The sequence below is a fragment of the Paenibacillus motobuensis genome (assembly GCF_039521865.1).
GTDB classification, from domain to species: domain Bacteria; phylum Bacillota; class Bacilli; order Paenibacillales; family Paenibacillaceae; genus Fontibacillus; species Fontibacillus motobuensis.
Map to the genome: position 1 here is coordinate 1 of NZ_BAAACX010000004.1, position 26021 is coordinate 26021.

Consider the following 26021-nt stretch of genomic DNA (forward strand, 5'->3'; position numbering starts at 1 on the left):
TACGCGATAAATGTCGAGGACACCCCAAGGGCGCGCGCTACCTGACTGCGCCATACCCCGATATGGTATGCATGAAACCGTCATATAAGGTTTTCTCTACGAAAGTCTGTGCTCGTCATCTGTGATAAGTCGATTATAAGCCAATGCCTCGTGCCCCTGCAAGGGTGTGCCTAAGAAATAATTAACACCCCCTCAACGCGTTAAAGGATTGTCGCGATTGTGCAACGTATGATATGATATGTAAAAAACGGAAGGGTGCTTAGCATGATTATAACCGCCTCCTTTATCCTTGCGATCCCAATCGTGGTATTTGGCGCCAGCATCTGGTTAGCAGATGTTCTCCACACCCGAAGTATAAGACAGGAGTCAGGCGTACATCAGACGGTAAACTAATTATCATTCAAACCAAAAAAATGGCGTAAGCTGAACGGATTCATTCCGTGAGCTTGCGCCGTTTTTTTGTGTTTTATTCGATTCGTTATCCATTCATAAATTCTCATTCCAATTTTGTAACTTTATTATAGGGCGTGTCGATTATAATTATGAAGTAAAAATAGATAAATATAGACGTAGGAGAGAAAAATGGTACGATTCGTAAAAGTAGGTTCATTCATTTTAGCTGTATTCATCATCGTTTATTTTTTCGCAGTTACTCACCCAACCAATGCATTATCCCACAAGGCCTGTACCTCTTGGGAAATGGTTAAGGACAAGTCATTCATGATCACCCACTACGGATTCAAGGGATCCAAGTCGAATGAACTTCCCGTTGGCTTCACAGTAAAACCCGGTACAGCCAAAGAAGTCCCCGTTCTGATGTATCATTATATTACCCCGAAGGCTAACAATCGAGAACCGGGAAACAAATCGGTCATCAATCTTGAAGCCTTTGAAGAAAATATGGAATACCTCCATGATGAAGGGTACTATACCGCAACTTTGGAAGAGCTTGAACAGTACGTCCTCGGCGAAATATCGTTGCCAGAGAAATCGATCGTATTAACCTTCGATGACGGTTATCAGAACAACTATATTTACGCTTATCCGATTCTGAAGAAGTATGATTTCCATGCCACCATCTTTATGATTGGCAGCAAGATTGAAGAGCAGACTGTGGCGTTTGATCCTAACAAAAAGAGTTTCCTGTCCCGCGCAGAAATAGAAGCTTCCAAGGATGTATTCGAATATCATAGCCATACATATGATCTGCACCGTAAAGGATTCCCTAAATGTGGTGATACCAAATCACTAGCACTTGATACTACTCTTCTGCAAAAGGATATTCAAACAATCAAAGCTGCCGGGATCGACACTCCTTATTTCGCATATCCCTTCGGTGAGAAATCGCGGCAAATGATCTATGATTTGAAGAAGAATGGTTATCGTATGGCATTCACAGTTCGCCAAGGATTCGTAAAGCCAGGCGACCCTCTGATCAAATTGAACCGGTTGACCGTTACCTCGAAGACCAACTTGCCAGAGCTGCTGCAGCATAAGGTCACACCTCAGGATGCGCTAAACTTGAACTCTTCCTATTAACAAGTTCCAACCACAAGAACCCTCAGGCCCACTGGACGTGGAACTTGAGGGTTCTTCTTATTGTTCAGCTTCATTCTCCAACTTCTTGAGCCAGGCTATATCTTCCTTGGATAGCTCCAGATACTCAAGCAGATCCGGCCTTCGCAACCAGGTACGGCGCAACGCTTCTCTGCGGCGCCACAGTTCAATATTAGCATGATGACCACTGAGCAGAATATCAGGCACCTTCCAGCCCCTGAATTCCACAGGCCGTGTATAATGAGGGTACTCAAGCAGCCCGGTGCTAAAGGAATCCGTTACTGCGCTCGTCTCATTGCCAAGAACTCCAGGCAATAACCGCGTAACACTATCGATTACCGTCATCGCCGGAATTTCTCCCCCGGTCAGCACGTAGTCACCGATCGATAATTCGTCAGTCACTAGATGCTCGCGGATGCGTTCGTCATAGCCTTCGTAATGACCGCAAATAAAGATCAAATGTTCCTCCTGAGCAAGCTCTTCCGCTTTGCGCTGGGTGAATGTCTCCCCTTGCGGACACATCAGAATGATACGTGGCGCTTTTCCGGTTGCCTCTATCCCTTTTCTACCCAGCAAATCCTCCACAGCGTGAAAGATGGGATCGGGCTTCAGCACCATCCCCCCGCCACCGCCATATGGAGTATCGTCTACCGTGCCGTGCTTGTTGCCGGCGTACTCGCGGAAATTGATCGCATTTAATGCTACAAGCCCTTTATCCCTGGCCTTGCCGAGAATACTGCTCTGGAATACGCCCTCGAACATTTCCGGGAATAAGGTCAGAACGTCCATTCTCATCATTTACAACAATCCTTCCAGCAGATGAACTTTCACCAGCTTCGATTTCACGTCGACATCAAGCACAACATCATCGATCACTGGAAGTAACAGCTGCTTGCGGGAGGGCATTTTAACAACCCATACATCATTGGCCCCTGGACGGAGGATTTCTTCAATAACCCCAAGCTCTTCGCCTTCATCACTGACGACCCGGCAGCCGATAATTTCGTAGAAATAATATTCATTATCCGGCAATTCGACCGACTCTTCCTTGGTAACCTTCAGCTCACAGCCTTTGTATTTCTCAACCAGGTTAATATTGTCGTAACCTTCGAACCTAACGACATACATCTGCTTAACCGGACGCGCAGATGCTACCGTCACATCAGTTATCACGCCACTATCCGGGTTTACAATCTTCAGCTTACTCTTCGGAGCAAATCTGACCTCAGGGAAATCGGTGTGCGGCAGTATTTTCAACTCCCCGCGAATTCCGTGAGTGTTAACAATCTTCCCTACCATCAACAAAGTATCCGACATAACATCCTCCCAAATGCAAAAATACTATATCCCAATATGCCTGATCTGAATGGATCAAGATTATATTCATCAAGAGCTGCCCGTTTCATACATGCTTGCTGCATGTACGAAAGCGGGCTAGGATGGATCTCCTAACCCGCTTTCGTATATGTTTAAGACATGATATCTACGGTAACCCGTTTATCCATCTTAACGGCTGCCGATGCCACAACCGTGCGGAGCGCCTTGGCGATTCTCCCCTGTTTGCCAATCACTTTCCCCACATCATCAGGATGTACGGATAATTCATATACAATCAGGTGTTCCTTCTCAACGACCTCCACACGGACATCGTCCGGATGATCAACAAGAGCCTTCGCAATAACGCCGACTAATTGTTCCATATGGACCCTCCAGAATCAGCAACTATTTTTGCAACTTAGACTCATGGAATTTCTTCATTACGCCTGCATTGCTAAGCAAATTGCGAACTGTATCAGATGCTTGAGCACCATTTTGCAACCATTGCAACGCTTTTTCTTCGTCGATGTTTACTACTGCCGGTTGTGCAACCGGGTTGTAATAACCGATTTCTTCGATAAAGCGACCATCACGTGGGGAACGGGAATCCGATACCACGATACGGTAGAAAGGAGCTTTATGAGCACCCATGCGTTTCAAACGAATACGAACTGCCACCAATTTCACCTCCTTTAAAGATTACCTGCTGCTATAGATAACCGGATCGATTCTAACGAAACATGGTAACGCTATTTGCAGCAAAAAGGGCTGCTCTTAATTCTAACGAAACTGGGTATCGCTATTAGAGCAAATTGGGTGTCCAAGACCGGATTTCCTCTGAATAACGATATAGTGTTTCGTTAAAATTTTTGTACTGCTGTTTTTGCGAAAATAACGCTCTGTAGTTTCGTTAGAAATTACCGGAACGGAAATTTCATTCCTTTGCCCGCTTTGCTGAGCTGTTTCATCATTTTATTGCCTTTGCCTTTAGGGCCCATCATATCCGAGAACTGCTTCATCACTCTGCGCATCTCATCGAACTGCTTGATTAAGCGATTCACATCAGCCAGGCTCGTACCGCTACCCGTAGCGATCCGCTTACGTCTGCTGTGATTGATGAGATCAGGATTCTGCTTCTCTTCTGTGGTCATCGAGTGCACGATTGCCTCTACCCGGCCCATCTGCTTCTCGTCAACCTTGATGTCCTTCATTTGCTTCATCTTGCCCATCCCCGGAATCATGTCCAGGATCTGATCGATTGGACCGAGCTTCTTCACTTGATCCATCTGTTCAAGGAAGTCATCGAACGTAAATTCCGCATTGCGCATTTTCCGTTCCATTTCCTTCGCTTTCTCAGTATCGATATTGGATTGGGCCTTCTCGATCAGGGAGAGCATGTCACCCATTCCGAGAATTCTAGACGCCATCCGTTCCGGATGGAACGGCTCAAGCGCATCGATCTTCTCCCCCAGCGCCGCAAATTTGATCGGACAGCCGGTAACCGCCTTGACCGACAACGCTGCACCGCCACGTGTGTCGCCATCCAGCTTCGTCAGTACGACACCTGTCAGCTCTAATTGCTTATTGAAGCTCTCGGCTACGTTGACCGCGTCCTGCCCAGTCATTGCATCAACAACGAGCAGCACTTCATCCGGCTTCGTCACCTCATGGATCTGACGGAGCTCCTCCATCAGTTCCTCGTCAATATGCAGCCGACCTGCAGTATCGATCAACAGATAATCGTTGCCGTTATCCTTAGCATGCTGCAACGCCTGACGAGCAATCTCTACCGGGCTGTTGCCAGCTGGCAGCGTAAATACCGGCACCTTGATCTGTTCGCCAAGTACTTGCAGCTGCTTGATCGCAGCCGGGCGGTAAATATCCCCAGCAACAAGCAGTGGACGGTGATTCCCCTTAAGCAACAGCTTGGCCAGCTTGGCCGAGGTTGTCGTCTTACCTGCCCCTTGCAAACCTGCCATCATGATAACGGTTGGCGGGCGATTGCTCTTGGCCAGCTTCGATTGGGTCCCCCCCATCAATTCCGTCAATTCCTTGTTAACGATATCGATGATGACCATCCCCGGAGTGAAGCTCTCCATCACCTCACTACCAACGGCCTTTTCCTTCACCTTGGCGATGAATTCCTTAACGACTTTAAAGTTAACGTCCGCTTCCAGCAAAGCGAGTCGAACTTCACGCATCGCTTCATTTACATCATCTTCCGAAACCTTGCCTTTGCCGCGAAGCTTACTGAATACACTCTGCAATCGGCTTGTCAATCCTTCAAATGCCATTGTCCCGTCACCTCCATTCATTCTTTGGTACAAAGTTCAATCTTTGATCACGAAGCATCTATCTCATTAGCTTAACTTCAATTTTACAATCGCTCCACTTGCTTAAGCAAATCCAAGATCGTCTCTTTATGTAACGGAGACATCTCGCTCTGTTCCATCAATCGCTTCAATTCGGCTACCATCCTGACGCGCTCTTCATCCTTGCGCAACAGCCCAAGCTTCTCTTCGTAAGCTTCGAGTACTTCTTCGGCACGCTTGATATGCTCATACACCGCTTGCCGGCTAATACCGAATTCGCTTGCGATCTCCCCAAGGGAGAAGTCATCCAAAAAATAATATTTAAGAAACGTCTGCTGCTTTTCGGTGAGCAGCGTTTCGTAGAAATCGAATAACAGGTTGATCCGGTTCGTCTTCTCAAGCTTATTCTCTTGACTCATCTGGGCACCCCCTCCGTCAAGGAAAAACACTTTACAGCGCATCAACATTCACTATAATAACGAATCAGCAAAAGGTTGTCAAGCGAAATTCCTTAACATGTGTAACATCGATCTGGTATGAGCAAAATTGAACCTTCTCTTGTAATACAAATGGCCGCCTGTCAGCTTGCTGATAGCGGCCAAAAGATTTTTTAGATGAAGATTTACAAGCTCAGAAAATTAATGGTGCGGCAAAAGATAGAGTAAAATCGCAAAGAAATGCGTTACGCTACCTGCCAGTACGAATAGATGCCAAATCGCATGATGATACGGAAATATACGCCATACGTAAAAGATCGTTCCCAGTGAATACAGAATACCGCCGGTTACAATCAGTACGATTCCCGGCTGCGGAATTGCCGCTGTTAGCGGCCCCCAGGCGATAATAATCAGCCAGCCCATAATCAAATAGAAGATCGTCGACATAAACAGGAATCGCTTCACGAAGAATGCCTTGAATAGAACGCCCAGCAAGGCGATCCCCCATACGATTCCGAACAAGCTCCAGCCGAGCGGACCGCGAATGGCTACCAATAATAATGGAGTATAGGTACCGGCAATGAACAGGTAGATCGAGGAATGATCAAAGAATTCGAACAGATCCTTGACCTTGCCCTCCTTGAAGCTATGCACCAAAGTGGAACAAACATAGAGCAGCAGCATGCTGACTCCATAAATGGTAAAACTGACGATATGCCAGGCTGTACCTTTTAAGCTGGAGAAGACGATGAGCAGCACAAGCCCGGCCAGGCTGAGCATCGCACCAATGCCATGGGTAATTGCATTGGCAACTTCTTCACGGCGTGGGTAGGTATGAGTATTCGCCATCTTGCCGCCTCCTTATCTAATCATGTTTAACTCTAGATCTTTATTTCTATCGTTAGAATATGGGCGCTAGCCCATAAAGGTTCCTTGACCCTGTTGACCTATCATTCTTACTGCTCAATATTCGCCGTCTCTTCTTCCTCTTGAATCAATCCGGCGAACAAACCGTGTACGAACTGCTCGGAGTCAAATTTCTGCAAATCTTCCATCTTCTCACCCAGTCCGACCAACTTCACCGGCAGACTCAATTCCTGACGAATGGCGATGACGATGCCGCCTTTGGCAGTGCCATCGAGCTTGGTCAGCACAAGGCCGGTAACCCCGCTCTTCTCACCGAACAGCTTAGCTTGAGCAAGCGCATTTTGACCCGTCGTTGCATCAAGCACCATCAGCACCTCATGCGGAGCTCCGGGAATTTCACGCTTGATGACGCGGAATATTTTGTTCAATTCCTCCATCAGATTCGATTTGTTCTGCAGACGACCCGCCGTATCGCAGAGCAGAATATCTACACCGCGCTGCTTGGCGGCTTGAACCGCATCGAACATGACGGCTGCCGGGTCTGAGCCGGCACTCTGCTTGATGACTTCAACGCCGGCGCGTTCTCCCCATACTTCCAGCTGCTCGATCGCTCCTGCGCGGAACGTATCGCCTGCGGCCATCAGCACTCTTTTACCTTGCTGCTTATAGTAGTGCGCCAGCTTACCAATCGTGGTTGTCTTACCAACTCCGTTGACACCGACGAATAGGATAACAGTAATTCCGTCTGGATTGAGCTTTATCTCATTATCCTCATCCCCACGCAGCAACCCAATCAGCTTCTCCGACATAATCGGCTGCAGATCTGCTGCATCTTCGATCTTGCGCTTCTTCACTTCGTCACGCAGATCATCGATCAATTCCAGTACTGTATTCACGCCTACATCGGCGCCGATCAATATTTCTTCCAATTCCTCGAAGAATTCTTCATCGATCTTCTTGCGGCGGGTCACCAGTTCGGCAACCTTCTCCACGAAGCCTTTCCGCGTCTTTTCCAGACCGTCCTTGAACTGCTTCGTTACGGATTCGGTTTTTGAAGAGATGCTCTCTTTTAGTTTTTTAAAGAAACTCATATGCTGCCTCCTCATTCTTCTTCAAAAAAAGTTCATTTGTATATTAACCTAGATTACGATTTACGAAAATCCTTGAGAGTATATCAGGCGATTTCTACGGTATCCTCATCATCCAGCTTCACGGAGACGAGTTTGGATACGCCGCCTTCCTCCATCGTCACGCCGTAGAGCACGTCTGCTTCTTCCATCGTCCCCTTGCGGTGCGTCACGACGATAAACTGGGTCTGCTCGGAAAATTCACGCAAATATTGAGCGAAACGAATGACGTTAGCTTCATCCAGCGCAGCCTCAACCTCATCGAGCACGCAGAATGGAACCGGCTTAACCTGTAAAATAGCAAACAACAGCGCCATCGCCGTAAGCGCCCTCTCCCCCCCGGATAGGAGTTGCAAATTCTGCAGCTTCTTGCCTGGAGGCTGAGCTACAATATCGATGCCCGTCTCGAGCAGATTGCTCGGGTCCAGCAGCTGCAAATCCGCACGGCCACCGCCGAACAGCTTCGTGAACACGGTGCCGAATTCGCGTCTGATTGCATCAAAGGTCATCTTGAAGCGCTTCGACATCTCTTCATCCATCTCCTGGATGACTTGATACAAGGTCGCCTTCGCTTCAACCAGGTCATTCTTCTGCTCGGTGAGGAACTGATAACGCTCATTGACGCGATTATATTCTTCAATCGCCCCGAGGCTAACCTCTCCAAGCAAGGTGATCTGCCGCTTTAATTCCTTCGCCTCGGCCTGCGCCGCTGGAACATCCTCCGGAATCGGATAACGTTGCTTCGCCATCTCGTAGCTCAGTTCATAATCATCACTCAGCTTGCTCAGAATATTCTCCAGCTCAACATCGAGCCGGTTGGCCTGAATTTCCGTTTGACGCAGCTTCTCTTCAACGGCCTTCAATGCCAGGCGCTGTTCTTTTGTCTCATTCTCCCCATCGGACAGCTTCTTGACGAGCACAACCCGTGACGCTCTCTCCAACTCAAGCTGTTCTCCGGCGCGTTCCTTCTTTAATTTATACTCATTCAGCTCTTCACGCTGCGTAGAGCTCTGATGTATATTCTTCTCTAAGTCTGCCACAATCGACTGCAAAATACTGCGGTTCTGCTCCAACTCACGCTTGAGAATGCTGCAATCTTCCTCAGAACGGCGCAATTGCTCTCTTATAGAGAAGCATTCCTGATCCAGCTTGCCTTCACGAACCTTCAATCCCGTCAAGCGGTCCTGCAGTTCTTCCTTCGCTGATTCATTTGCTTTGCGGGCATACTCAGCCGCCTGGATCGATTGCTGCACACGCTGCTCTTCCTTCTCCAGCTCAACCAGCTTCGCTTCCGCCTGAACTTTGGCCTGCTCCAGCTCTTCGATCTCTTTCAGATAATGGCCTTTCTCCTGGCCATACAGCTCGAATTGCTCGGACACATGTCTCCATTCATGCTCAATTTGCTTCATATCGCTGGCAACGGATTGCTCCTCAGTCCGCTTATGATCTCCAGCCTCACGCAGCTTCTCGAGCGATTGCTCCGACGCAACCACCTGTTCACGCACATCAGCCAGCCCTTTGCGCAGCTTATCCAGCATTTCATCCGCTTCACGAATGTCGGTAGCAAGCTGATCGAGTTGACGCTTGCGTCCCAGCAGGTTGCTGTTCTTACGGTGCTGGCTGCCCCCGGTCATCGAACCGCCTGCATTTACGACGTCGCCTTCCAGCGTAACGATCCGGAAGCGATATTGGCAGCGAGCCGCCATCTTATTGGCCCGCTCCAGATCACTGGCGAACACTACATTGCCGAGCAAGCTGCCAACAATATTGTTATACTCTGAATCGTAGCCTACCAATTCAGCTCCGATGCCTACAAATCCCTCAGCGTCCTCCATTAACCGCTTGTCCGCCGCTGAGATCTGCCTTGGGCGGATAACATCGAGCGGCAGGAATGTCGCTCTACCCAGTTGGCGCTGCTTCAAGAATGCAATGGCCTGACGTGATACAGCTTCATTTTCCATGACGATATGCTGCATCGCTGCTCCAAGCGCCGTCTCCACGGCAATCTCCAGCTTCTCTGGCACGCGGATTAATTCGGCTACCGCGCCATGTACCCCATGAAGCACCGATTTGCGCGAGGCCTTGAGTACTTCCTTAACCCCGAGGGCGAAGCCGTCAAAGTCCTCCTCCATCTCCTTCATCGTATCGCGGCGCGAGACGAGTCCTTCACGCTTCTGCTCCCATTTGCGGATTCCGTTCTGGCTCTCCTCAACCAGCCGGTGCAGAGACTGGCATCGTTCACTTTCTGTAATGTACTTGCCGCGTAAATCAGCGATTTCTACCCCTAATTGCTGAAGCGTATTCTCCAATAGAGTCTTCTTGCCCTTGAGCTGCTCCAGTTGCTCGCTCCACTTGGTTCCTTCTTCTTCCGAGCGCTGCATTCTACGCTGCACAGCTTCCTTCTGCTGATCGTTATAGCGAATCTCATTACGCATCCCGGCCATCTGGTTCATGATCTCGAGCAATTGGCCTTTCAGGCCTTCCTCCTGCTCTTGGCTTATCCCGCCGGTGACCCCGATCAGCTTCACTTCCTCAGACTGCAGCTCATCACGAAGCTCTGTCAACTGCTGCTCTGCCGCGGCAAATTTCTCAGCCAACTGCTTCATTTCAGATTCGCGCTGTGCATAACGCTCCTCGCTTGCAGCCAGGGATTGCTCAAGCTGCTCCCGATTCTGTGTCAAGTTCTTGGCTCGTTCTTTCAGAACTTCGCCAAAGCCTTCACTCTTCTCGTATTTTTCACTATTTTCAAGCAACTGATTCTGCAAAATCTCAATCTTGTCCTCAACCTGGCGCAGCGCCAGTCGATCGCTCTCAAGCTTCGCATCATGGGCCGATACGACTGTAGATAGGGCAAGCTCTTCCTCTTTTAACTCACCCAATCTATCATTTGTAACGCTCCACGATTCATGAATTTGCTCGATTTGATGTACATATAAGGAAATTTCTATATTTTTAAGCGAATCGCGTAATTGTTTATATTTTAATGCCTTCTCGGATTGCTCCTTCAGCGGTCCGATTTGATCCTCCAGTTCACTGACCAGATCGTGAATTCTTAGCAGGTTCTGCTCGGTATCATCCAATTTCCGCTTCGCATCACGCTTGCGGTTCTTATACTTAACAATTCCGGAGGCCTCCTCGAAGATACCGCGGCGATCCTCAGAGCGCGTACTCAGAATCTCCTCGATCCGTCCTTGCCCGATAATCGAATAGGCTTCCTTCCCGATCCCGGTATCCATGAACAACTCGGTAATATCTTTCAACCGGCAGGATTGCTTATTGATCAAATATTCACTTTCTCCACTGCGGTGGACCCTCCGCGTTACGGTAACCTCACTGAAATCCAGCGGCAAGGCATGGTCGCCATTGTCCAGCGTCAGGGAAACCTCGCCATAATTCACTGCTTTGCGCGCATCACTCCCGGCAAAGATGATATCCTCCATCTTACCGCCACGCAGGGATTTGGCGCTTTGCTCTCCCAGCACCCAGCGAATCCCGTCGGAGATATTACTCTTCCCGCTGCCATTCGGTCCTACTACAGCGGTAATGCCGCGGACGAATTCCATCTCCGTCTTGTCGGCAAATGATTTAAAACCTGCTAATTCAATCCGTTTCAAAAACATACGTTCACGATCACCTCTAACGACTATTGTAACACACACACAGTCCCTGGGACAGAAGGATAAAAGGCATGGGGACAGGCTCAGCGCAGCAAGATCAACTATACATTTTATGTCTATCTAAAAGAATATGAGATTCCAGTTCATCTTGAAATCTTCCAGCAGGTTTGCTAGTCTGATAGACAACCTAGATTTGTACAAAGGAGACACCCAATGAATAAGTCTTTAAGACCTGCTATTCTGCTTCCATTTGTAATCTCTTCGCTCCTTATCGGTTCGCTGGCCGGATTCTCTTCTCCTGCCTACGCCCAGAACAGCGTGGTAACGAAAACGACGGCAGCCCCAGACATCCTGCTGAATGGCAGCCCATTAGCTTGGACGAGCTCTGGTCCATTCGTCTACAAAGGAACTACCTATGTTCCGCTTCGGGAGGCAGCCGAGCAATTGGGCGCTGAGGTCAAGTGGAACAAGAACAAACGAGCCACCGAAATGCTGATTCACGGGAATATCATTGATCATCGTCCGGAGACTCGTTATTTCACTATTAATGGCTATACTCAGTTACAGGCGCCAGCCGCTTCACTATTACATAATGGCGCTACTATGGTCCCGTTGCGAACACTTGCAGCGGCGCTTGGGGCAAATGTTACTACCTCTTCCAATCCGATTCGCCAGATAAATCTGCTTGCGGATCATAGTACGATCATCATGGATGCTGCGAATAGCGCCGATGAATACTTAATACGCCAGCAATTTTCAGGTATAGCACTCGTTGCTGATCATGGTCAAGTTCTGCTTCGTAAAGGCTACGGCCTCAACGGCCCTGACAAGCTGATCACGCCGGATGACCAGACAAGAATCGCTTCTTTAACCAAAGCCTTCACGGCCGCAGCGGTTATGAAGCTGGCTGAGGACGGCAAGCTGCAGCTGGATGATACACTGGAATCGTATATCCCTGGGTTTCCGCAAGGAGACGAGATCACGCTACATATGCTGCTATCGCATACGTCTGGCCTGGCCTCCAATTTCCCTCGTACCGCGGGCTTAACATTAGAACAGACCATTGAGGCAATCAAAAGCAAGCCACTCGCCTTTACCCCGGGTGCGGATTTTAAGTACAGCAACAGTGGTTATATGCTGCTTGGTCGTATCGTCGAAATCGTATCCGGCATGAGCTACGCCGATTTCATCCAGAGTCACTTCATAGTTCCTCTTCACATGACAGAGAGCGGGATCGCGGATCAACACACGAAGGTGATCAAAGGCTATGTATCCAAATCCGATCAGTGGACGCTTGCCGGCTCATACTATACACAGCCCGGCTCTGGAGGGTTATACTCCACTGTTGATGATCTATTGAAATGGGACGCCGCCTTAAATACGACCGATCTACTGAATCAGGATTCGCTTGATAAGCTGTTCACACCCTATTCTTATAAGAATTATGGATACGGCTGGATGATCGATCTGACAGCTGACCATAAGATTGTATTCCACAACGGCAGCGGCACCGGATATTCAACCGGTATATCTCGCGAAGTGGGCGGGGGAATCACAATTATTCTGCTCGGTAATCATGGCGGTGTGGATACACTAACGATGATGAGAGATATTCGCCAATTAATCGCGGGTTAACCGAGTCAGGTAAAGTCGCTGGACAAAATATATATCAGATTCAAAAGAATAGGGCTTTCCATTGCCATAAAGATGGTAATAGGAAGCCCCTTCGAACTCTTATTCTTATTTTTTTATATTCGAGTTAAGCCTGCCGAAGCTGCTCTAGCGCGACTTGCGCTGCCTGCTGTTCGGCCTCCTTCTTCGACCTACCGGTCCCGCGCCCTAAACTGCGTCCGTCCATCCAGACTTCAGAGACGAATTCGCGTTCATGCGCCGGGCCTCTCTCTTCAACAATCCGGTACTCCAAGGCTCCCATATTATGATGCTGGGTTAATTCCTGAAGCTCCGTTTTATAGTCGGTGGTCTGAAGCTTCCCGTCAAACACGATTTGCGAGAAAATGTAGCGATGCAAAAAAGCGGTGACCGCCTCCAGGCCCTGATCCAAATACAGAGCTCCTACAAAAGATTCAAATACGTCTGCCAGCAGAGCAGGACGGGTTCGTCCGCCCGTCATTTCCTCCCCTTTGCCAAGCAACACGTATTTCCCGAACTCCAGGCGCTCTGCAAACCGTACTAACGACGGTTCGCAGACAATGGCTGCCCGAAGCTTCGTAAGCTCGCCTTCAGGACGGTCCGGAAACAAGTGATATAAATGCTCCGACACCGTTAGCTCAAGGACAGCGTCGCCTAGAAACTCCAGGCGTTCGTTGTCCTCATGCTGATTGAAGCGATGCTCATTCACATAAGATGCATGGGTAAAAGCCTGTCTTAGTAACTGCTTATTGTGAAATACCAGTTGAAGTTTGTGCTGTAATTGCTTTAAATCTCCACTCAACTGACTGACCCCTTATGCTTCGAATTTCTTCAGAATAATGGTGGCATTATGACCGCCAAATCCGAAAGAGTTAGACATAGCAATTCTAACATCCGCCTGTCTTGCTTCATTAGGGACGTAGTCCAGATCACATTCCGGATCCGGATGCTCTAAATTAATAGTTGGCGCGATCAATCCATGCTGAAGCGTTAATCCGCAGATTACCGCTTCCACACCGCCTGCCGCACCGAGCAGATGGCCTGTCATCGATTTGGTCGAGCTGATTGCCACTTTGTAAGCATGATCGCCAAGCGCACGCTTGATAGCGGTCGTCTCCGACTTATCGCCGACAGGGGTAGAAGTACCATGTGCGTTAATATAATCAATTTCGCTCGGATCGATATCAGCATCACGAATCGCCATCTTCATACAACGCTCCGGACCCTCCGGGTTCGGTTCGGTCATATGGTAAGCGTCTCCGCTCAGGCCGTAGCCGATGACCTCGCCGTAAATTTTGGCTCCGCGCTTCTGAGCATGCTCCAGTGATTCTAGGATCAATACGCCGGACCCTTCACCCATAACAAAACCATCGCGCTCAGCATCAAACGGCCGGCTCGCTCTCGTAGGATCATCATTACGGGTTGACATCGCCCGCATTGAACAGAATCCTGCAAGTCCAGTTGGACGGATCGTTGCTTCCGCGCCGCCGCAAATCATCACATCAGCATCGCCGTATTTGATCATCTTGTACGAATCGCCGATGGAATGAGTTCCGGTCGCGCACGCAGTCACCGCAGTGCTGTTAGGTCCCTTCGCGCCGAACATGATCGATACCTGGCCGGAAGCCATATTCGCAATCATCATCGGAATGAAGAACGGGCTAACCCGCTTAGGACCTTTCTCCAGCAAAATGGAATGTTGATCTTCCCAAGTTCCCAGGCCGCCGATCCCTGAACCGATCATGACACCAACCCGTTCCGGGTCCGTATCTTCCGCAATGTTCAGACCACTGTCGGCCAGCGCACGGCTAGCAGCAGCAACGGCAAATTGGACGAAACGGTCCATCTTGCGCGCATCCTTGCGATCCATATAATCCTCAGGATTGAAATCCTTAACCGAAGCGGCAATTCGCGTCGTATATTCACTGACATCAAAAGACTCAATTTGCGACACCCCGGATTTACCTTGAATCAAGTTATTCCAGAGCGTATCCAAATCGCTGCCAAGGGCTGTAACAGAGCCCATACCGGTTATGACTACTCTATGTTTCAAACACACTCACCTCATATAGACTTCATGTGTAAATTCAATTTACATGTTCGAATACGGTCGTAAAATAACAATAGAAGAGGAGAAGTCCCGCCTGCTTGAAAGGAGGTACGGGACTTTGTCATGACATTAGGTATGAGATTGTATGTAGTTAACAACTTCACCTACAGTCGTAATCTTCTCTGCATCTTCGTCTGAAATTTCCAGATCGAACTCATCTTCTAATTCCATAACAAGTTCAACCACATCAAGGGAATCAGCACCCAGGTCATCTTTGAAAGACGCTTCAAGCGTTACTTCGGCTTCATCAGCGCCGAGGCGATCCACTACAATGCGTTTTACGCGATCAAATACATCGGACATCCGGTTCACCTCCTCTTTGGTATTATACGAGAATCTAAGTTAAAAAGCCATAGAAGGAAGAAGCAAATTACATATACATTCCGCCATCTACGTGCAGCGTCTGTCCTGTCATATAGGATGCGCTGTCCGAAGCGAGGAACAAAGCCACCTTAGCAATCTCCTCTGGCTGTCCAAGACGTGCCAGCGGAATATTCCCTAGCATGCCCTGCCGCACCTCTTCCGGCAATTGATCCGTCATATCGGTCTCAATGAACCCTGGTGCGATACAGTTCACGGTAATATTGCGCGAAGCCAGCTCGCGTGCCGCCGACTTGGTCAATCCGATTACGCCAGCCTTAGCTGCCACGTAGTTCGCCTGACCAGCATTGCCTAGCACGCCGACTACGGAGGAAATATTAATAATCCGGCCTGAGCGCTGCTTCATCATCGGACGAGTTACGGATTTAATACCGTTGAAGACACCCTTGAGATTCGTAGCGATCACTTCATCGAACTCTTCTTCCTTCATGCGCATGATCAAATTATCTCTAGTAATTCCAGCATTATTCACCAGAATATCAATTCGACCCCAGGCTTCGACAACGCCTTTCACCATGGCATCGAATTGCTCGCTATCGCCGACATGGCCTTTAACCGCATACGCCTTAACCCCAAGCGCTTCAATCTCAGCTACGACTTTAGCTGCCGCTTCCTCGTTGCCCGCATAATTCACGGCGATATTGGCGCCGGCGCCAGCAAGAGCAAGAGCGATGCTGCGCCCGATCCCGCGTGATGCGCCCGTAACAAGTGCAGTTTGTCCTTCAAGCAATTTGCTCATACATCCATCTCCTTTCCTAGGATAAAACAGATCATTCCGGGACGGTTCCTCGTAGTACGAGAAACTATGATACGATCTTTGCCGCCAGAAATCAACTAAAATATTGTAAAACAAATATTTTTTTATAATATATGCATATTATTCCTGATTATCAACGCCAATAATCTATTAGCCCAGTGCCTCTATCGTCTTCTCCAGCGTTTCTAAGTCTTTCACATTGTATGAAGCAACCGTCTTGTCGATTTTCTTAATCAAACCGGTCAGAACGCTTCCTGGCCCCAATTCAACAAAGGTGTCCACACCTTGTTCGATCAGCCAGGCTATACTGTCAGACCACAGAACAGGAGAATACACTTGCTCCACGAGCAGTTGCTTAATCTCTTCAGACTGTTGCACCGGACGTGCCGTTACGTTAGCGACAACCGGTACATGAGCATCCTGGAAGGATACACTATCCAGCTTGCCGTTAAGACGCTCTGCCGCCTCTCGCATGAGAGAAGAATGGAACGGACCGCTTACTTCGAGCGGTATCGCCCTTTTCGCGCCTATTTCCTTCACACGTTCTAGAACTTGTCCAACGCCTTCTTTGCTGCCAGATACAACGATCTGTCCCGGACAATTGACGTTGGCCAACTCAACCAGGTGACCGCCATTGCTAATTTCAGCACATAGCTCCTCTAGGCTCTTGCGTTCTCCTCCAAGCACAGCCGCCATTGCACCTTGTCCACCTGGTACAGCCTGTTCCATAAATTGGCCGCGGGCGCGGACGATAGATACGGCATCTTCAAAAGACAATACACCAGCAGCTGTAAGCGCACTGTATTCCCCCAGGCTATGACCGGCTACAAAATCCGGCTTAATCCCTCTAGCGGCAAGGGCCTCATACATGACGACACTTGTGGTGAGCAGGGCAGGCTGCGTATTGGCTGTCTGCTTCAGTTCATCCTCAGGACCTTCAAAGATCAGTTCGCTAAGCGAGAAGCCAAGCTTCGCATCCGCCAGCTCGAATAATCGTCTTGCATCCGGGGATTGATCGAACAGATCTTTACCCATGCCGACACTCTGGGAACCTTGTCCCGGAAAAACAAACGCTATTTTTCCCATTTTATTAATCTGCACTCCTTATTATTCGCTCTTAGAGGTTGTTCAAAAAGCCCGCTTTTGATAAGGAAAACCGATCGAGGTCATTCAAGGATGAGCGACCGCGATTCAGCGGTAGGTTTTCTTGCGATATAGAATTTCATCAGCATAGCTGATAACGAATAAATTCTATATCTAACACGAAGTAACACTGAAAGTTAATTCGACATCGAATCTTGAATTCACCCGGGCCTAAGCAGATGCTTACGAAGTCACCTACGGAAACACCTCAGGTGCTCACGTACAAACTACGTACTTCCGCTCCTCACGCCCTAGCTTCATTCAACTGAAGCGTTTTGAAAAAACGCACATCGGAAGCATAAGCTTCGGTGCTGAAAACCAGTCTTTTTAAAGTTTGCACCTACGCTTGCATTACCAGACGAGGACAGACGCTCCCCAGGTCAAGCCGCCGCCGAAGCCGACGAGAAGAACCGTGTCGCCTTCCTTGATCCGGCCTTCCTCAGCTGCTTCTACAAGCGCCAGAGGAATGGAAGCTGCCGATGTATTGGCATACTTGTCGACGTTGATTACGCATTTTTCTTCGGGCAGATCAAGCCGCTGCATCGCGGATTGAATGATCCGGATATTCGCCTGATGCGGAACGAATAAATCGATATCTTCCTTCGTCTTGCCTGCTTTGCGCAGTACTTCTTCGGTTGCAGATCCCATTACCCGAACGGCAAATTTGAATACTTCACGCCCGTTCATATAAATATAGTGCTGCTTACCCTGTACGGTGGCTTCGGAAGCAGGCAAGCGAGAACCACCTGCAGCAAGCTTCAACAGGTCGCCCCCAGTTCCTTCGGCACCAAGGTCAAACGACAAGAAGCCACGCCCTTCAGGCACCTCTCCAACGATGACCGCACCCGCTCCGTCTCCGAACAAGACGCAGGTGTTGCGGTCCGTATAATCCGTAATTCGGGACAAGGTGTCCGCCCCAATCACGAGTGCATTGTTATACATTCCTGTTTGAATAAAGCCATTAGCGGTCGCCATACTGTATACGAATCCAGAGCAAGCCGCGGATAAGTCAAAAGCAGCTGCATTCTTGGCACCCAGTTTATCCTGCAAAATGCAAGCTGTCGACGGAAAAGATGTATCCGGTGTAATCGTGGCAACGATGATCAATTCAAGCTGGTCAGCGGTCATTCCCGCCGACTCCAGCGCACGTACCGCTGCTTCATAAGCCAAATCAGATGTCGCTTGCTCCGGTGCCGCAATGTGGCGTTCGCGAATCCCGGTACGGGATACGATCCATTCGTCGTTGGTATCCACCATTTTCTCCAAATCGGCATTCGTTAACACTCGCTCTGGAACATATTTGCCGGTTCCAATAATGCCTACGGAACGCATTTTCATATACTCTCCACTCTCTTCCCGCTAATTTCTTCTGATATGCTCTCCGTTAACCGGCTCTCAATCGCTAGCCGCGCTTGCCGAACTCCATTCTTGATGGCTTCGCTATCCGAGGAGCCGTGGCTCTTTACAACAAGCCCGCTTAACCCTAGCAACGGCGCGCCTCCATGCTGCTTATAATCCATCATTTGTTTTATTCCACGCAAGGAAGGCATGAGCACAGCAGCTGCCAGCTTGTTCTTCAGGGACTTCGTGAATTCTTGCTTCAAGACAGAGAACATCGCTCCAGCTGTTCCTTCAAGGGATTTCAGCAGGATATTTCCAGCAAACCCATCGCAGACAAGCACATCGCAGGCGCCAGTCAGCACATCCCGAGCCTCTACATTACCGATAAAGTTGATCGGCAACTCTTCTAGAAGCGGATAAGCCGCTTTGGTTAACTCGTTGCCCTTCTTCGCTTCGGTTCCGACATTAAGCAGGCCTACACGCGGCTTGGCGATTCCAGCCACCTTCTCACGATAAATACTACCCATCAAGGCATACTGGGCCAGATGCTCTGGTTTGGCGTCCATATTCGCGCCCAGATCCAGTGCTAGAACACCGCGGCCGTCCATCGTCGGTATAATCGGAGCGAGCGCCGGACGCTCGATTCCTTCCATTCTGCCGACAACGAGCAATCCCGTCGTCATTAACGCGCCAGTATTTCCCGCGGAGATCATCGCATCAGCTTCTTTATCATGAACAAGACGTCCCGCTACGACCATGGACGAATCCTTCTTCCGGCGAACCGCTCTTACCGGCTCGTCCTCCGCTTCAATAACATCTTCCGCATGATGAAGAATAAGATTAGCTGGAGCATCCGTCATTAACGGTCTGAGACGATCCTGATGCCCAACAAGTATAATCTGGGTATCGCTCCATTCGCGGGCCGCGTCCATTGCCCCCTTCACAGTACTATCCGGTGCAAAGTCGCCGCCCATTGCATCAATGGCGATCCGCATGTATGTTTCCCCCTTCATGATTGTCATCCCCAGTCGAGCGGTAAATGACGAAGTTGCCTTGGAATACCATTTCCTCACCGACATAAGTAAACACTTCAACCTTGGCTTTTGCCTTATTCCCGGAAGAAGGACGGACGTAAGCCTTGGCGATGCACTTCTCTCCCAAATGAACCGATCTGATAAACCTTATGTCCGCCGAAAAGGTCAAGGCGATCTCATCATTGATGACCGCGACAGCCAGAGAATTCGCTTGAGCAAACACATGGTGGCCGCGCGCGATGCCGGTTCTTGAGAATACATGTTCATCACGGATCTCGAAGATGGAAATCCCACTCTTGTCCAGCTGCAGATCAACGATTTCCCCGATCACCTCATGCAGTGGCAATGAACGAACCTGGTCGTAAGAACGTTCAGCCATCTGCTTCATCCGTTCCCTAAGTTCGGGAATACCTAGCTCCATCCGATCCAAGCGAATCGTCTGAATGCTGACCTTCAACTTCCGAGTCAGTTCCTGATCCGTAACGAAAGGATTCTCTTCAATTATTTTAATGAGCTGCTGCTGTCTCGCTTTTTTCGGCAAACGTTCGATTGGATATCCCCCCTACAAAATGGCTACAATATTATATTAAAGTACGTAAATAGGCACTTGAAAACTGGCCTTTTTGAACACGCACTAATAGATCCGCTCTTTTTTAGAACCTGGTACTAAAATAGTATAAATCAACTTACCGCAAAAAGAAAGTAGAATTCCAAGCAGAGGTAATTCCGCCCGGCTTAGCCGTTGTTTTCAGAGCGGGACTTACTAGCTTTGCTATTATGTAAGGTTATTCAATGCTCTGCCTCTTTTAACTTACCTTCTAACGAAACTCAGAAGCGTTATCATGCCAAAAATACAGGCTTTTAGATTCTTACGAAACGACCCATCGTTATTCAAGCAAAATCCTTCTCCAAACGCACTCTTTGAAACGAATAGCGATACCCTGTTTCGTTAGAATTTTTGAGATGCATTTTTCGAGCAAATAACGATCCCAGGTTTCGTTAGAATTCAAGGACGGATCTGCAGATCATGAGTTGATTTTATAATAACAAAAAAAGTAGCACTTCATCAAAATGAAGTACTACTTTGCGTTAACGAAATCAAGTTTTATTGGTTAATAATTTCTCTCGATTTGTATGTTCCGCATACTTTGCATACGTGGTGAGCAAGCTTCAATTCTCCGCATTGTTCACATTTTACCATGCCCGGCACAGCCAATTTGAAATGCGTACGGCGTTTGTCGCGACGCGTCTTGGACGTTCTCCGTTGAGGTACTGCCATGGTTCTCCACCTCCTTATCAAATAAACCCTGCATCGGTGTTTTCATAATGTCACTTTCAAGTAGAAACGGTAACCTGTGAGATGGCTATCATCTCTCCTGGAAATTATAAGAAAAACGTCTAACGACGTACTTTCTACCTGCTTACTTCTTGAAAAAATCGCCTAGTGCAGCCAGTCGCGGATCAATCCGCTCCGTGTTGCAATCGCATTGCCGTTCATTCAAATCAGTCCCGCAGGATGGACATAGTCCCTTACAGGCATCCTTACAAACGGCGGAAAAAGGAAGATCAAGCAACAACGCTTCCTCCAGATAAGGCGTTAGATCCAGACGTTCTCCAGATACAAGCACCAAATCCTCTTCTCCTTCATCCAGCTCTACGCTATCCTCGTCGCTTTGTTTGAAGGCTTCTTCAAATTGAACATCCACGCGATACTTGAGTGGCTTCAAACATCTGGAACAGGACATGTCCAATTCCGTCGATAAGCTTCCGGTAACGCGAACAACACCGCCTCCTGCCGGCTCAGCCTGCAGATCAGCTTGCATTGGGGAAATCCCCGCAATGTCCTTCCGTCCCTGAACTACATGACCGACATCCAATGTCTGGTGGAACTCCACCGGAGCTTCGGATGAAGAGATCTGACGAAAATTAATAATCATGAGTATCACTCCAAACAAACAAAAATAATTATACCGATCCAGGCTAAGTTTTGTCAACTGTAATCCCGTATTCCCTTAACTTCAATTCATATGGCTTGCCCTCATGGATTCAAGCTTCTGACTGGCAAAAATGCAGGATCCTCACCATTGCTTATCCTTAAGAAGCACACTGCGGGGGGCTATATGTTATATTCTTTATTAATTGAATAACATTTAAACCAATAAACTTAAAGTTAAGAAGATAACACTTATTCTAACCTAAAAGGTGATTGCTTTGAATACTGTAGGACTAATTGTTGAATATAATCCACTGCATAACGGACATGCCTATCATTTTCGTGAAGCCAAGCGGTTGGCACACGCCGATACGACGGTCGCGGTAATGAGCGGCGATTTCCTGCAGCGCGGCGAGCCCGCGATCGTGAACAAATGGGCGCGGACCGAAATGGCGCTGCACCTTGGCATCGACCTGGTGCTTGAGCTGCCAGTGTCGTATGCTGTGCAGCCCGCGGAGTGGTTCGCGCACGGAGCGGCGGCGCTGCTGGATGCGACAGGGGTCGTGTCGCATCTGTGCTTCGGCAGCGAGTCGGGCGAGCTGCCGGTGCTGGCCGAGCTGGCGGCGCTGCTCGCCAGTGAGAGCGGCGCGCTCAAGGCCGCGGTCGCGGAGGAGCTCGCCACCGGGGCGAGCTACCCGCGCGCCTACGCGGCTGCTGCCGCGCGCGCCTTCGCCGCCGCAGGCGGCCTGGGTGGCGACGTGGACGCCGCCCGCCTGCTGCTGGAGCAGCCCAACAACTCGCTTGGGCTGCATTACCTGATCGCGCTGCGGCGGCTTCAGAGCGGCATCACGCCGCTCACCTTGCAGCGCCAGGGGGCCGGCTATCGCGACGAGAGTCCGCGCGATGCCAGCATTGCCAGCGCGACTGCCGTGCGCCGGCTCATCGCTGGCGGCGGCTCACTCGCCGCTGCCGCCGCCTACCTGCCGCCCTTCACGCTGGAGATTCTGCAGCGTGAATTCGCGGCAGGCCGCGGTCCGATGGATTGGGACCGCTTCTCCCAGCCCTTATTCAGCCGCCTCCTCTCGGCCACGCCAGAGGAGCTGGCCGGTCATCTGGAGATGAACGAAGGGCTGGAGTACCGCATCCACAAAATCTTGCCCAAGCTGGAGCAAGCATCTGCAACCGAACTGATAGAGCTATTAAAGACCAAACGTTACACCCATACCAAGCTTCAGCGCACACTCATGCACACACTCCTTGGACATTCACGGCTAATGGGCTCGCGCGAGGTCTTATCCGCCGGACCGCATTACTTACGAGTTCTCGGCTTCAACGAGCGTGGCCAGCGGCTGCTGAAGCAGATGAAAAAGACGGCCAAGCTCCCGATCATCACTCGTGCTGCCGATCTGTCACATCCACAGCTCGATGCCGATATTAGAGCTTCAGCCGTCTATGCTAATGCTATGCCGGAGCGGATGGGGGTTGACCTGTTCCGCGACTACCGCCAACCCCCAATCAGACTTTAAGACGTAGTTCAAAAAGCCACTTTTGATCACGAAGGTTAATCGATGAAGCGAATTCGGCGTCGAATCTTGAATTCAACCGGGTCTTCCGGTGCTCACGTACAAACTTCGTACGCTCCGCTCCTCTGACCCTAGTTTCATTCAACCTTCTCGGTGCTGAAAACTGGCTTTTTGAACCTTCATCTAACTTAGGTAGTTCAAAAAGCCACTTTTGATAAGAAAACCTATCGAAGCAATTCATGGATGAGCGACCGCGCTTCAGAGGTAGGTTTTCTTGCGATATAGAATTTCATCAGCTCCGCTGATAACGTATAAATTCTATATCTAACACGAAGGTTAATCGATGAAGCGAATTCGGCGTCGAATCTTGAATTCAACCGGGTCTTCCGGTGCTCACGTACAAACTTCGTACGCTCCGCTCCTCACGCCTATATTTATCCAGCCTTCTTGAAGCAAAAAACTGGCTTTTTTGAACCCTCATCTAACTTAGGTGGTTCAAAAAAGTCAGTTATTATTAGGCATTTAGAATCAAGCCTTAGGATCAAGCTGCTGCAAATACTCCAGTGCTTCTTGAGCTGTCTGTACTTTGACCAGCTTCATTTTACTGCCGATCTGATCGGCCTTCGCTTTGGCAACTTCATAATTGTTCACCGGCACGAAGAAGATGTCGGCATGCTGCTTCTCGGCGGCAACGATCTTGAACTGAACTCCCCCGATCTCCCCAACGGTGCCGTCCTCGGCAATCGTTCCCGTACCGGCAATCCGATAGCCCTTGGATAAGTCTCCAGGCGTAAGCTGGTTATATATCTCCAGGGTGAACATTAAGCCTGCAGAAGGGCCGCCAATGCGGGTATCGATGAATTTGACCTCCTGATCCTCAACAGCAGGGTCAACCTTGCGCACCTCGCCGATGGATACGCCAAGACCCGCTTTGCTCCCATCCTTGTTCTCGGATATATCAATAAGCTCTACCTGTTCGTCCAAAGTCTTATTCTTACGCTCTAACTGGATGCTCACCTGATCCCCCGGTTTCTTCCCGGCCATTAAAGCTGACAAATCCTCGAATTTGCCAATCGACTGGCCGTCAACCTTGCGGATTATATCCCCGGGGTGGAAATCACCCTTAGGGGCAACAGCCTTGTACAGGCCGACAATGAACACATATTCTGGAACGATATCATAATCGATATTTGCTAAATGATAAGCCGCCATAATAGCACTTGATTGCGAACTGCTCATATAGTACTTCTGCTGCGTCTCGTATTCCTCTTCATTACGATCCGGCTCCTTGCGCACAACCTCGGCATTGCGATTAAATTGCGCGGTCGCCAACATCGCCAGATTCGCATAACTGACAGACACGGTCGTAAGCATGAATGTGCCCTTTTCTTCCGGATCAGCGGCAGGAATACTTACCATCGGCTTGATCTCCTCCGCAAGTCCAGGCTGGTTAATCATATAGGGCGTCGGCATATATACCATTACATATACGAGAACGACCAGGGTTATCAAGTATAGAGTTACTTTGATGACTACCGATTTATTGGATCGCATTTGTAATCCCCCCTCCGGGTACGGTTGATATATCATTGGTCTTCCGCTCCCTTGTCCAGCATATGCATAGTACTAGCCGTCCATTTCCATATACATATGAAGAAGGTGAACGCTTATGCAACGCGAACAGGGAACCACAGGCAGGATGTCTTCAACCATACTGTTTGCTGCTATTGCTATACTACTTGTAATCTGTATTGTCGCTGCCCCTGGTCCGGCCTTTCAAGCCTCTGGGCAAGGTCTGTCTCTCTGGTGGAGAGTTGTATTCCCGGCTATTTTGCCTTTTCTCGTTCTATCTGAAATGCTCATCGCCGGCGGATTTCCGCAGGGGCTCGGCGTTATTCTGGAGCCCTTCACGCGCAGAATCCTCAAGCTTCCTGGCTCCTTCGGCTGGATTCTTCCACTTGGGATGACCGCCGGATTTCCAGCGTCTGCCGCCGCAGCAGCAACCCTATATAAGCAGAGGAGAATCACAGCGGACGAAGCCGAAAGAATGACAGCCACCGCTCATTTCGCCAGCCCGATGCTAATCATGGTCGTCATCGGAGCTGGTTACTTGAATAATCCGGACCTTGGCTTGCTGCTGCTCTGCATCCATTGGCTCTCCGGCTTCGCAGCTGCATTTACGTTAAACCATTTCTGGCGTAATACACGTAATACAGCACCCAGCAACAACGAGAAACGCCAGATAGGGCAGGAGAACCCTTTGAGCAAGGCAGCCCAATCCAGCTCACAGCCTGGACTAAGAATGGCACTACGGAAAATGGAGCAAGCGAGGCAAGAGGATGGCCGGAGCTTCGGCAAGCTGCTGGGCGATTCCGTCACTAACGGAGTACAGACCATGATGACAATTGGCGGCTACATGTTGATCTTTGCCGTCATTATTCACGTCGTCAATTCTTTTCTCCCGACATCTGCCCTATCGTCTCTCGTTGCTGGAGCATCGGAAATTCATCTGGGGACGCACGCGATCACGAAGCTTACTCTATCACAGCCCATGCTGGCCGCCCTGCTTGGCGCTGCGTTAGGATGGAGTGGAATTTGCTCCTTCCTTCAAGTACAGGCCGTACTGAAGCCTGTCGGAATCGGCGGTCGCAGATTTATTCTGCAGCGTATTCTTCACGGGGCCTATGCCTATGTGTTGACTTTAATACTATGGCGACCACTAATCATCTTACTGCCTGGCGCTCTTCCCGCCTATAAGGAAATGAACCACCCGCTAACAGGCCGGATGGAAGCAGCGCTTCCGAACTGGCAGCTTGCGGCTGGCTCGCTACGTATTTCTATGTGGTTATTGGTCTTACTCATCATCTTCTTTGTTGCTATCTCGCTCACATGGAGAAGAAGCAGCCAACAGTAAG

24 protein-coding genes are annotated in these 26021 nt (G+C 49.4%); 4 read left to right on the top strand and 20 right to left on the bottom strand.

Annotated features, from left to right (window positions below; translation table 11 throughout):
• Positions 1 to 582 precede the first annotated feature (582 nt).
• Complete coding sequence (locus ABD014_RS01355; protein ID WP_343856542.1) at positions 583 to 1539, top strand: polysaccharide deacetylase family protein; 957 nt, start codon at positions 583 to 585, stop codon at positions 1537 to 1539.
• Between the two features lie 57 nt (positions 1540 to 1596).
• Here ABD014_RS01355 and trmD read toward each other — a convergent pair whose 3' ends face one another.
• From trmD to smc, 9 genes are all read right to left on the bottom strand, one after another.
• Complete coding sequence (gene trmD / locus ABD014_RS01360) at positions 1597 to 2352, bottom strand: tRNA (guanosine(37)-N1)-methyltransferase TrmD (protein WP_343857316.1); 756 nt, start codon at positions 2350 to 2352, stop codon at positions 1597 to 1599.
• 3 nt (positions 2353 to 2355) lie between these two features.
• The gene (rimM, locus tag ABD014_RS01365) at positions 2356 to 2874 is read right to left on the bottom strand and encodes a ribosome maturation factor RimM (protein WP_343856544.1); all 519 of its coding nucleotides are present in this window, start codon (positions 2872 to 2874) and stop codon (positions 2356 to 2358) included.
• Positions 2875 to 3026: 152 nt separating this feature from the next.
• Complete coding sequence (locus ABD014_RS01370; RefSeq protein ID WP_068780674.1) at positions 3027 to 3257, bottom strand: KH domain-containing protein; 231 nt, start codon at positions 3255 to 3257, stop codon at positions 3027 to 3029.
• Positions 3258 to 3279: 22 nt separating this feature from the next.
• On the bottom strand, positions 3280 to 3552 hold the full coding sequence (rpsP, locus tag ABD014_RS01375; protein ID WP_068780673.1) for a 30S ribosomal protein S16: 273 nt from the start codon (positions 3550 to 3552) through the stop codon (positions 3280 to 3282).
• Positions 3553 to 3791: 239 nt separating this feature from the next.
• The gene (gene ffh / locus ABD014_RS01380) at positions 3792 to 5168 is read right to left on the bottom strand and encodes a signal recognition particle protein (protein WP_251407193.1); all 1377 of its coding nucleotides are present in this window, start codon (positions 5166 to 5168) and stop codon (positions 3792 to 3794) included.
• 83 nt (positions 5169 to 5251) lie between these two features.
• Positions 5252 to 5605, bottom strand: a complete 354-nt coding sequence (locus ABD014_RS01385; protein WP_343856556.1) for a putative DNA-binding protein — start codon at positions 5603 to 5605, stop codon at positions 5252 to 5254.
• A 219-nt stretch (positions 5606 to 5824) separates the two neighbouring features.
• On the bottom strand, positions 5825 to 6472 hold the full coding sequence (gene trhA, locus ABD014_RS01390) for a PAQR family membrane homeostasis protein TrhA (protein WP_343856559.1): 648 nt from the start codon (positions 6470 to 6472) through the stop codon (positions 5825 to 5827).
• Between the two features lie 107 nt (positions 6473 to 6579).
• Positions 6580 to 7581, bottom strand: coding sequence for a signal recognition particle-docking protein FtsY (gene ftsY / locus ABD014_RS01395; protein WP_343856562.1), 1002 nt, complete (start codon positions 7579 to 7581; stop codon positions 6580 to 6582).
• An 83-nt stretch (positions 7582 to 7664) separates the two neighbouring features.
• Positions 7665 to 11237: a chromosome segregation protein SMC gene (smc, locus tag ABD014_RS01400; protein WP_343856564.1), complete on the bottom strand. Its 3573-nt coding sequence runs from the start codon at positions 11235 to 11237 to the stop codon at positions 7665 to 7667.
• Positions 11238 to 11447: 210 nt separating this feature from the next.
• Here smc and ABD014_RS01405 point away from each other — a divergent pair, with 210 nt between their 5' ends.
• The gene (locus tag ABD014_RS01405; protein WP_343856567.1) at positions 11448 to 12869 is read left to right on the top strand and encodes a serine hydrolase domain-containing protein; all 1422 of its coding nucleotides are present in this window, start codon (positions 11448 to 11450) and stop codon (positions 12867 to 12869) included.
• Between the two features lie 124 nt (positions 12870 to 12993).
• Here ABD014_RS01405 and rnc read toward each other — a convergent pair whose 3' ends face one another.
• The 10 genes from rnc to ABD014_RS01455 form a co-directional block, all read right to left on the bottom strand.
• Positions 12994 to 13686, bottom strand: coding sequence for a ribonuclease III (gene rnc, locus ABD014_RS01410; RefSeq protein ID WP_343856568.1), 693 nt, complete (start codon positions 13684 to 13686; stop codon positions 12994 to 12996).
• A gap of 12 nt (positions 13687 to 13698) precedes the next feature.
• Complete coding sequence (gene fabF, locus ABD014_RS01415; RefSeq protein WP_343856570.1) at positions 13699 to 14937, bottom strand: beta-ketoacyl-ACP synthase II; 1239 nt, start codon at positions 14935 to 14937, stop codon at positions 13699 to 13701.
• Between the two features lie 126 nt (positions 14938 to 15063).
• Entirely contained in the window at positions 15064 to 15297 is a 234-nt protein-coding gene (gene acpP / locus ABD014_RS01420) for an acyl carrier protein (protein WP_068780664.1), read from the bottom strand.
• Between the two features lie 67 nt (positions 15298 to 15364).
• Positions 15365 to 16114: a 3-oxoacyl-[acyl-carrier-protein] reductase gene (gene fabG / locus ABD014_RS01425; RefSeq protein ID WP_343856573.1), complete on the bottom strand. Its 750-nt coding sequence runs from the start codon at positions 16112 to 16114 to the stop codon at positions 15365 to 15367.
• A 168-nt stretch (positions 16115 to 16282) separates the two neighbouring features.
• Positions 16283 to 17218, bottom strand: a complete 936-nt coding sequence (gene fabD / locus ABD014_RS01430; RefSeq protein WP_343856575.1) for an ACP S-malonyltransferase — start codon at positions 17216 to 17218, stop codon at positions 16283 to 16285.
• Between the two features lie 408 nt (positions 17219 to 17626).
• Positions 17627 to 18613: a beta-ketoacyl-ACP synthase III gene (locus ABD014_RS01435; protein ID WP_343856578.1), complete on the bottom strand. Its 987-nt coding sequence runs from the start codon at positions 18611 to 18613 to the stop codon at positions 17627 to 17629.
• A complete protein-coding gene (gene plsX, locus ABD014_RS01440) occupies positions 18610 to 19611 on the bottom strand; it encodes a phosphate acyltransferase PlsX (protein WP_343856580.1) in 1002 nt (333 codons plus the stop codon). The genes ABD014_RS01435 and plsX overlap by 4 nt, the downstream gene beginning before the upstream one ends.
• Positions 19595 to 20191 carry a transcription factor FapR gene (gene fapR, locus ABD014_RS01445; protein WP_343856583.1) on the bottom strand — a complete coding sequence of 199 codons (597 nt, stop codon included), beginning with the start codon at positions 20189 to 20191 and terminating at the stop codon, positions 19595 to 19597. The genes plsX and fapR overlap by 17 nt, the downstream gene beginning before the upstream one ends.
• 564 nt (positions 20192 to 20755) lie before the next feature.
• On the bottom strand, positions 20756 to 20929 hold the full coding sequence (rpmF, locus tag ABD014_RS01450; RefSeq protein WP_018750828.1) for a 50S ribosomal protein L32: 174 nt from the start codon (positions 20927 to 20929) through the stop codon (positions 20756 to 20758).
• A 142-nt stretch (positions 20930 to 21071) separates the two neighbouring features.
• Entirely contained in the window at positions 21072 to 21587 is a 516-nt protein-coding gene (locus tag ABD014_RS01455; protein ID WP_343856589.1) for a YceD family protein, read from the bottom strand.
• 274 nt (positions 21588 to 21861) lie between these two features.
• Here ABD014_RS01455 and ABD014_RS01460 point away from each other — a divergent pair, with 274 nt between their 5' ends.
• Positions 21862 to 23109: a nucleotidyltransferase gene (locus ABD014_RS01460; RefSeq protein WP_379339057.1), complete on the top strand. Its 1248-nt coding sequence runs from the start codon at positions 21862 to 21864 to the stop codon at positions 23107 to 23109.
• A 525-nt stretch (positions 23110 to 23634) separates the two neighbouring features.
• On the opposite strand, the gene ABD014_RS01465 is transcribed toward ABD014_RS01460, so the two are convergent.
• The gene (locus tag ABD014_RS01465) at positions 23635 to 24660 is read right to left on the bottom strand and encodes a SepM family pheromone-processing serine protease (RefSeq protein ID WP_343856594.1); all 1026 of its coding nucleotides are present in this window, start codon (positions 24658 to 24660) and stop codon (positions 23635 to 23637) included.
• A gap of 115 nt (positions 24661 to 24775) precedes the next feature.
• Here ABD014_RS01465 and ABD014_RS01470 point away from each other — a divergent pair, with 115 nt between their 5' ends.
• Positions 24776 to 26020 (top strand): nucleoside recognition domain-containing protein, encoded by a 1245-nt coding sequence (locus ABD014_RS01470; protein ID WP_343856598.1) that lies wholly within the window; start codon positions 24776 to 24778, stop codon positions 26018 to 26020.
• The last annotated feature ends 1 nt before the right edge of the window (position 26021 follow it).

What these genes read in the sequence shown, in the direction of transcription:
- ABD014_RS01355 (WP_343856542.1), top strand. Translation starts at nt 583, where the DNA reads ATGGTACGATTCGTAAAAGTAGGTTCATTCATTTTAGCTGTATTCATC.
- trmD (WP_343857316.1), bottom strand. Translation starts at nt 2,352, where the DNA reads ATGAGAATGGACGTTCTGACCTTATTCCCGGAAATGTTCGAGGGCGTA.
- rimM (WP_343856544.1), bottom strand. Translation starts at nt 2,874, where the DNA reads ATGTCGGATACTTTGTTGATGGTAGGGAAGATTGTTAACACTCACGGA.
- ABD014_RS01370 (WP_068780674.1), bottom strand. Translation starts at nt 3,257, where the DNA reads ATGGAACAATTAGTCGGCGTTATTGCGAAGGCTCTTGTTGATCATCCG.
- ffh (WP_251407193.1), bottom strand. Translation starts at nt 5,168, where the DNA reads ATGGCATTTGAAGGATTGACAAGCCGATTGCAGAGTGTATTCAGTAAG.
- ABD014_RS01385 (WP_343856556.1), bottom strand. Translation starts at nt 5,605, where the DNA reads ATGAGTCAAGAGAATAAGCTTGAGAAGACGAACCGGATCAACCTGTTA.
- trhA (WP_343856559.1), bottom strand. Translation starts at nt 6,472, where the DNA reads ATGGCGAATACTCATACCTACCCACGCCGTGAAGAAGTTGCCAATGCA.
- ftsY (WP_343856562.1), bottom strand. Translation starts at nt 7,581, where the DNA reads ATGAGTTTCTTTAAAAAACTAAAAGAGAGCATCTCTTCAAAAACCGAA.
- smc (WP_343856564.1), bottom strand. Translation starts at nt 11,237, where the DNA reads ATGTTTTTGAAACGGATTGAATTAGCAGGTTTTAAATCATTTGCCGAC.
- ABD014_RS01405 (WP_343856567.1), top strand. Translation starts at nt 11,448, where the DNA reads ATGAATAAGTCTTTAAGACCTGCTATTCTGCTTCCATTTGTAATCTCT.
- acpP (WP_068780664.1), bottom strand. Translation starts at nt 15,297, where the DNA reads ATGTCCGATGTATTTGATCGCGTAAAACGCATTGTAGTGGATCGCCTC.
- fabG (WP_343856573.1), bottom strand. Translation starts at nt 16,114, where the DNA reads ATGAGCAAATTGCTTGAAGGACAAACTGCACTTGTTACGGGCGCATCA.
- fabD (WP_343856575.1), bottom strand. Translation starts at nt 17,218, where the DNA reads ATGGGAAAAATAGCGTTTGTTTTTCCGGGACAAGGTTCCCAGAGTGTC.
- ABD014_RS01435 (WP_343856578.1), bottom strand. Translation starts at nt 18,613, where the DNA reads ATGAAAATGCGTTCCGTAGGCATTATTGGAACCGGCAAATATGTTCCA.
- plsX (WP_343856580.1), bottom strand. Translation starts at nt 19,611, where the DNA reads ATGCGGATCGCCATTGATGCAATGGGCGGCGACTTTGCACCGGATAGT.
- rpmF (WP_018750828.1), bottom strand. Translation starts at nt 20,929, where the DNA reads ATGGCAGTACCTCAACGGAGAACGTCCAAGACGCGTCGCGACAAACGC.
- ABD014_RS01455 (WP_343856589.1), bottom strand. Translation starts at nt 21,587, where the DNA reads ATGATTATTAATTTTCGTCAGATCTCTTCATCCGAAGCTCCGGTGGAG.
- ABD014_RS01465 (WP_343856594.1), bottom strand. Translation starts at nt 24,660, where the DNA reads ATGCGATCCAATAAATCGGTAGTCATCAAAGTAACTCTATACTTGATA.
- ABD014_RS01470 (WP_343856598.1), top strand. Translation starts at nt 24,776, where the DNA reads ATGCAACGCGAACAGGGAACCACAGGCAGGATGTCTTCAACCATACTG.